8 protein-coding genes and 1 pseudogene are annotated in these 7,264 nt (G+C 39.6%); 5 read left to right on the top strand and 4 right to left on the bottom strand.

The annotated features are described in order from the left end of the window. Positions 1 to 232: hypothetical protein (locus JWQ54_RS20710; protein ID WP_299588814.1), on the top strand; the 232-nt coding region annotated here is incomplete at its 5' end. 56 nt (positions 233 to 288) lie between these two features. Here JWQ54_RS20710 and JWQ54_RS20705 read toward each other — a convergent pair. Further along, a pseudogene (locus tag JWQ54_RS20705) lies at positions 289 to 453 on the bottom strand (IS3 family transposase); the annotation flags it as partial. 307 nt (positions 454 to 760) lie between these two features. On the opposite strand from JWQ54_RS20705, the gene JWQ54_RS20700 reads away from it, so the two are divergent. The 4 genes from JWQ54_RS20700 (at position 761) to JWQ54_RS20685 (ending at position 4,317) form a co-directional block, all read left to right on the top strand. Beyond that, positions 761 to 1,618 (top strand): glycosyltransferase family 2 protein, encoded by an 858-nt coding sequence (locus JWQ54_RS20700; protein WP_299588812.1) that lies wholly within the window; start codon positions 761 to 763, stop codon positions 1,616 to 1,618. 309 nt (positions 1,619 to 1,927) lie between these two features. Continuing rightward, the gene (locus JWQ54_RS20695) at positions 1,928 to 3,004 is read left to right on the top strand and encodes a GNAT family N-acetyltransferase (protein WP_299588810.1); all 1,077 of its coding nucleotides are present in this window, start codon (positions 1,928 to 1,930) and stop codon (positions 3,002 to 3,004) included. A gap of 26 nt (positions 3,005 to 3,030) precedes the next feature. Continuing rightward, entirely contained in the window at positions 3,031 to 3,834 is an 804-nt protein-coding gene (locus JWQ54_RS20690) for a phytanoyl-CoA dioxygenase family protein (RefSeq protein WP_299588808.1), read from the top strand. 75 nt (positions 3,835 to 3,909) lie between these two features. Then, complete coding sequence (locus JWQ54_RS20685; protein ID WP_299588806.1) at positions 3,910 to 4,317, top strand: GNAT family N-acetyltransferase; 408 nt, start codon at positions 3,910 to 3,912, stop codon at positions 4,315 to 4,317. Positions 4,318 to 4,699: 382 nt separating this feature from the next. On the opposite strand, the gene JWQ54_RS20680 is transcribed toward JWQ54_RS20685, so the two are convergent. Genes JWQ54_RS20680 through JWQ54_RS20670 form a run of 3 tightly spaced genes read right to left on the bottom strand, consistent with a single transcriptional unit; the run spans position 4,700 to position 7,045 of the window. Further along, the gene (locus JWQ54_RS20680; protein WP_299588804.1) at positions 4,700 to 5,473 is read right to left on the bottom strand and encodes an MlaD family protein; all 774 of its coding nucleotides are present in this window, start codon (positions 5,471 to 5,473) and stop codon (positions 4,700 to 4,702) included. Continuing rightward, complete coding sequence (locus tag JWQ54_RS20675) at positions 5,470 to 6,258, bottom strand: ABC transporter ATP-binding protein (protein WP_299588803.1); 789 nt, start codon at positions 6,256 to 6,258, stop codon at positions 5,470 to 5,472. The genes JWQ54_RS20680 and JWQ54_RS20675 overlap by 4 nt, the downstream gene beginning before the upstream one ends. A gap of 7 nt (positions 6,259 to 6,265) precedes the next feature. Beyond that, positions 6,266 to 7,045, bottom strand: a complete 780-nt coding sequence (locus tag JWQ54_RS20670; protein ID WP_299588800.1) for an ABC transporter permease — start codon at positions 7,043 to 7,045, stop codon at positions 6,266 to 6,268. Positions 7,046 to 7,264 lie beyond the last annotated feature (219 nt).

Here is a 7,264-nt window from a genome sequence, read left to right as displayed (position 1 = left end):
TAGCGAGTTTGAGTGGAAGATTGTAAAGGGGGGCCGAATGTTTTTGATAAACCGGCTGCCATACTCGGTACATCAGGAACTGCAGAAAAAGCACGGTTTCAGAATATTGAAGGAGCTTCCAGCGATCGTGGCTAACGATATTCCAAGGAATAAATTTTCACAAAGGTTCAGGAATCTTTCAGAAGAAGATATGACAACAAGCGAGGCGTATATGCTCTCCGTAAAAGAGTGATAAATGCCCTGCGTGGAATTGCAACAGTTTATTGTAGAGAAACATCAGGCAGATATTTAGTTGTTTAATAATATTTCTTCATACTGACAGGGCGTCCGATAGGCAAGAGTCGAATGTTTTCTCCAGCGGTTATACCACACTTCAATATATTCGAATACGGCAAGCTTCGCTTCTGTCTTGGTTTTAAAATCCCGGTGATAAATCATCTCTGTTTTCATGGTTTCACTTATTGCCCAGCCCCCTGTGCTAGCGCACGCGCTCTATGAGGCAAAAATGATTAGACCTCTAAGCTTCTACAAAGGGATAGACCCGATGGGTTATAGAGATTGTTGTTTACTTGTTTTTTAAAGGCGTTCATAAGGCTGCTGTTTAGAAGAGGGCTCAATTATCAGGGTTTTCTTAACTTAATGACATTGAGCTATGGCCTGGAATTTACTTCAATATGCAGCCTTCCACACGCTATAACGCCGGCAATAAAAACAAAGAGTTTGAAATTAATACTGAAACTGTGAAAATAAATACAACAATATGACGAAGAAGGATGTGATGGTTAGTGTATGCTGCACAACCTATAATCATAAGCCATTTATTAGCCAAACGGTTGAAAGCTTTTTAATGCAGCAAACCAATTTTAAATTTGAAATTGTTATTGGCGATGATTGCTCTACCGATGGAACATCAGAGATCCTAAAATCATTTAAAGAAAAGCACCCGGAAAAAATCAGGATAATTTCTGCTAAAAAAAATGTGGGGGCTCATCAAAACATGAGCAATACAGTTAAAACCTGTAAAGGAAAATATATTGCGCTTTGTGACGGAGACGACTACTGGACCGATCCTTTTAAATTACAAAAGCAGGTTGATTTTTTGGAGCAAAACCCGGAGTATATCATTTGCTGTCATTATACGCAGGTAGTTGACATGGATAATAACCCTTTGTATGTTGATCCTAACCCTGTACCATTGGTACATAGCTATCATGACCTTCTTGCCGGCAAACAGGTGGAAACAAAAACAGCTACGGTAGTATATCATAATATTCCGGAGGTTCAGCAGTTTTTCAAACAGCCCTTGTTTTTTAAAAGTTATGCGGCTGATAAGCTAATAAAACTTTATACCACGTTTATATCCGGCCGTAAAATATATGTAATGCCCGAGGTAATGAGTTGTTATCGCAATCATGTTGGCGGCATATGGAGCATGATCAAAGCGGAAGCCCGGATGGAGAAGATGATCAGCGATTTTAACCTCATTATTAAAAATTTTAGCTATAGGGGAATTCACAAAAAAAAACTGCTGCTGCTTTATGTAAAAAGGTACATATTATTTGAACTAAAAAAGCTTAGGTTCAGAAAAGCTTATGATACTATAAAATACCTGCTTTAATAATAAGCTACAATTTGTAGCTGCGCTTTCTTTCCCCGAAAAATATTAGCCGGAAATTATGTGGCGGAGATGTTTTAGCCACTCAATTTATCAGACCAATATACCAATTATAATCTTAGCCGACCTCTTTTATGCTTTTTAATTAGCTCTTTTTTGTTTAACAAATCAAGGGCTAAACTACCCGGCAAGCTTATTAGATCATAATCCCGTTGACCCGTAAAAAGGGTCAAACGCGGGAAGGGATGCTTACCAGAAATTAAGTTCCCTGAATATCATCATTAAGTATTGTATTTAACCCCCAATAAATTTATGGATCACCAAACCTGTATCATTAGTAATAAAAAAGAATGGGATGCTTATGTGGCAAAGTCATTAATACATGAAGCTTTTCATACCTGGTATTATCATTCTTTAAATAAAACAGGCGAGCCACTTCTGTTTGTGTATGAAGAAGGCGATTTATTTATTGCTTTACCTGTGATCAAGCGAAAAATTGAAAACACTTCGTTTTTCGATATGACCTCTGTTTACGGCTATTCCGGACCTGTATCTAACATTGATCTGTCGGATTTACCGGAATTAACCATTACGAATTTTAAAAACGCCTTTGTAAATTTCATGAAAGGCCAAAATGTGGTTTGTATTTTTTCAAGGCTTCATCCATTCCTTAACCAGCATTCTTTATTAAACAACTTTGGAGGGTTACGGGAAAATGGCGCAACGTTATATATGGACCTTTCATTATCTATTGAAGACCAGCGAAGTAAATATGAAAAAAGGCTTTCGCGCCAGGTAAGGAAACTGCGGGAAAAAGGGTATGTAATAATGGAGGACAACAGTGCGGAGGGAATTAAAAATTTCACTGACATGTATTGGAAAAATATGGACCGGGTAAGTGCCTCCTCACATTACTATTTTGATGAACAATATTTCGCCAATCTTCTTAATATGGAAGGGTTTGAAAATAAACTTGTTCTTATTTACAATGGAACGGAGCTTATTTGCGGGGCACTCCTTTTATTGTCAGATAGTATTATCAGAAATCACCTTTCAGCAACATCCCCTGAGTATTTAAAAGAATCGCCAAGTAAACTATTAACAGACGAAATAAGCGTGATTGGAAGGCGGCTTGGAAAAAAGATCTTCCATCTTGGGGGCGGGGTATCCGGTAAAGAAGATTCCCTGTTTACATTTAAAAGGTATTTTTCAGATCTGCGGGTAAAGGATTATATATGGTGTTACATCAATGACGATGATGTTTATAATGACCTTGTTTTAAAAGCCGGGGCAAAGGCCGATGATGAGTCCTTTTTTTTCCCCCTGTATCGCAAGGCAAAAAGACAAACGGAAACATATGTTTCAGATATTGAAACCCCCACAATTTAAATTGAACTTAAAAATAATTAAATAACATGGAAAATAAATTTGCTTATTCAAGCGCTGACCTGGCAACCTTTGATAAAACGATGGCTGATAGTGGCTGGATTGTATATGAAGATGCCGTTGATGCTGATTTTGTTGACGAAATTACCGGCTCACTAGCAAAGGCTTATGAGGTACGGCGCAAAATTCAAATCGCCAACGGGATAGCCGCCAATATGAACGGCACACTTCACCACCTGGTAGAAAGAGATACATTTACCCTAAAATTCCTGGACCAAAAATATTGCGCCGAACAAATAAAGCATTTTTTAAAAGGGAACTACATCCTGAACTCATTAGGAGCGGTTATAAATTTAAGAGATGACAAGCCCTATGTCCAGAACATTCACAGAGATGTAAGGAGCTTTACCGGAGATTTTAAAGTAATGATCCAAATGATGGTTATTTTAGATGATTTTACCCTCGAAAATGGTGCAACCTATTTTCTTTCAGGTTCACATAAGCAGGATGACAGGCCTGAAGATGGTTATTTTTACAGAAATTCCGAACGTGCCACAGCAAAGAAAGGTAGTATCATTTTGTTCGATTCAAACCTATGGCATGCCGCCGGAAAGAATAATACAGACGGAACCAGGCGGACACTAACCATGGCCTTTACCCGCCCATTCTTTAAACCACAGCTTGATTACCCGCGGGCCTTGGGTTATACATTCGGCGAAAAACTAAATGAAGATCTAAGACAAGTTTTAGGTTATAATTCAAGGGTCCCCGAAAACCTGCAGGAATACTATCAGCCTGTTGAAAAAAGAATGTACCAGCCCGGCCAGGGTTAATTAATAAACTATTTGGTCAATAGATGCAAATTAAACCCATCAAATCTTTTACCTTTTCTTTAAACCGGGCTCAAAATGAAATCAAAAATATATGATATGATGTACCCGTTGATCCATGACGGAAGCGGAATATATGAACTTGACGATCTGGATGCATACGTCGATAAAATAATTGCAAAGGGGAATATTATCTCTATAATTGAGCAGGATGTTTTAGTAGGGTTTTTAGCATACTATGCCAATGACTATGAAAATAAGCTCGCCTTTTTATCAATGACGATAGTTTTACCATCAACACGAAGAATGGGCTATGGGAGGAGGCTGCTTGATTTTTTCCTGGCTGAACTATTGCATAAAGGATTTAAAAGATGCCTCACCGAAATAAAAGCGGAAAATATAGTGCCCATAACCATTTGTAAGCGGGCCGGCTTTCATGAATTAGAAAGGAAAGGGAAATATATAGTTTTGGAAAAATTTATATAGGAGTTTAGGTGAACTAAGCTCTATTTTAAGAGGCTGTATCAAAAGACGTAAATCTAAAAAACACTCAAAATAATATTTGGTCTCTGTAATCTCCGGCGTTCTTTGTGATCTCTGCGGTTTATTTTTAACCACGGAGTACGCAAAGAGGTACAGAGAAAACACGGAGCTTTTTATTATCCAAAATTTAATTTTGTTCAGTCCTTTGTGATTTTACTTTTGATACAGCCGCTTCATTATTTTCTCCTTCTTTCGCTATACAATGCCGGAAATAAACGGCATGACGTGCAGGATGGTCTGGGTAAAAACGTTACGCAACAAAAAGGAAGATATCCGATCATCAGATGATTTCTTTTTTGTTTATAGTGTTTGGCGGGGCGCTTACTTATTGGTTGTTGTCCTTATTGTCTTTTCCGGCAGCTTTATCCGCGGCTGCCTCTGCCTTCTTTATCGAATCCTGTTTTGCCTTTTTCTTTTTTTTGTTAAAAAAGCCTTTTAACAGGAAGTTGCTTTGGGCCGCTTTAAGGTCGGTATTTAATGTTGTAGTGGTAGCATGAACGTTTTTCATAGTAGTTTTTGCCTGGCGAACGGTTCCTTCAAGGTCCCTCGAAAGCCTGTCACTGTTCAATAACCGGCCTATACTCCCCTTGCCGCTATTAACTTTATTTACAATAGCCGACAACCCTTCTGTAAGCGATGCGGCATTATTGGCCACACTGGTGAGCTTGGCAATTATTTTATCCACATCAACCGGGTTTATTGTTGCCAGCCGACCGCCATCTTCAACTTGCTGTGTGCTGGTAAGTCCGCCGGGTGCAATAACCACCAGCTTATCGCCCATCAGGCCGTCGCTGCCGATGCTTAATTTCGAGTCCTTTTTTATAAACTTTTTTACGTTGTTATTTAAGGTAAGGTCAACCTTTACTGAGCTATCAGTAACTATATTTATATCCTGAACAACACCAACATTAATGCCCGCGAAGCGAACATTGTTGCCAATTTGCAGCCCGCTTACATTTTTGAAGGTACCTGAAACCTGGAATGTTGAACTGAACAGGTTTTTTTGGTTGCCGATGAAAAAGATGACCAGCACCAATACTGCTAAGCCAATAAAGGTAAATACGCCTATCTTTATTTTTTGAGATGAAGTTGCTTTCATAATATGTCTATAAAAAATGATGCCACAATTTTGTCTTTTGATTTATGAAGCTCATCAAATGAGCCTTCTGCTATATATTCGCCATCATTCATTATCACTACCCTGTCTGATGCTATGCGTGCGCACTCCATATCGTGGGTGATGATTAATGATGATGTTTTATATTTCTTTTGGATCGATAATATCAGGTCGCTTATCTCCCGTGATGTTATCGGGTCGAGACCGGTGGTTGGCTCGTCAAACAAAATAATTTCGGGCTCAACAATTATTGTACGTGCCAGCCCCGCCCGTTTGCGCATGCCGCCTGACAGGTCGGACGGCATTTTATCGATGGCCTCAAGCAGGCCTACGCTATCAAGCGCGGCTTCTACTCTTTTATCAATGTCTGCCTGATCCTTTATTTTTAATACCCTGGTGAGAGGAAATTCAAGATTTTCGCGTACGGTCATTGAATCGTATAATGCCCCGCTCTGAAACAGGAACCCGATCTTTATTCTTAACTCTTTCAGTGCCCTTTCGCTCAATTCGGCCACCTCGTCGCCAAACACCTTGACTGAGCCGCTATCGGGCTTTAACATCCCAACAATACACTGAATAGTTACCGATTTACCCGTTCCGGAACGCCCCATAATAACCACATTTTCACCGCGTTTAAGCTCAAGGTTGATGTTTTTTAGCACATGCTTTGTTCCAAAGGATTTTTTGAGCCCTTTTATAGCAATAACAACCTCCTGCTTTTTTGGCGCCTGCTGCTTATGTTCGGTTTTTATCGTTTCTGCTTCCATTTCCATCCTATTTATAAAACAACAAACTGGTTATCTGAACGGCAATGGCATCAATAACAAAAATCCAAAGCGAGGCGGTTACCACGGCCGAGTTTGCAGCGATGCCTACACTTTCAGTGCCTTTATTGGAGTGAAAACCTTTATAACAGCCTACAAAGCCAATGGCAAAGCCGAAAAATATGGTTTTGATAAAGGCGGGTAAAAAGTCGGTAAAATCAAGCGCGGCAATTACCTTGGTAAAATACAGCTGAAAGCTTATGCTATCGCGGATGTTTAGTGCCAGGAAGCCCCCGAAAAGACCAATAGCGTCGCCAATTACGGATAATATTGGTACCATTAAAGTTGTTGCGATGATGCGGGTAACCACGAGGTATTGCGTTGGGTTTGCACCTGATACCTCCATCGCATCCAGCTGCTCGTTTACCTTCATACTGCCCAGCTCGGCGCCAATGCTTGATGCTATTTTTCCCGCGCAAATAATGGCAATAATTACCGGGCCAATTTCGCGGATAAAAGAAACGGAGAGCGTTTTTGGCAACATACTTGCCGCACCAAATGCTACTAAAGTTGGCCGCAGCTGCAAAATAAGCACCACACCCATTATAAACGAAGTAATGCCAACCAGCATCATTGAGCGGTAGCCTATCTCGTAGCATTGCCGCACAAACTCCGACCATTCAAAACCACCTACAAAAATGTTTTTGAAAAATTTAAAGAAAAATCCAACCTGGTCGCCAATATCTTCGAACCATTTTTTCCAGGCTGGAATTGTAATCTCTTCTGCCATAGTTATTTATATTTATTGCATGTTAAAAAGCAATGATTTACAAATTTGTTTTTGTCTCAATCAAATAAATTCACCTTGTTTTTAATACGGGCCGGCTTGTATTATTGAGGGAAATCTGCAACGGGCAAACGGATTGCGCTTCGGTTTTAATAATTGAGCTAATAAATAAACACGCAGGAAGGTGTTTTTGTTTTGATGGGGGGATTGGGGCTAGTTGAT

Source organism: Mucilaginibacter sp., assembly GCF_028288225.1.
In the GTDB taxonomy this organism is placed as follows: Bacteria; Bacteroidota; Bacteroidia; order Sphingobacteriales; family Sphingobacteriaceae; genus Mucilaginibacter.
The sequence above is the reverse complement of the archived record's forward strand: the minus strand, read 5'-3'. Positions and strand labels throughout refer to the sequence as shown.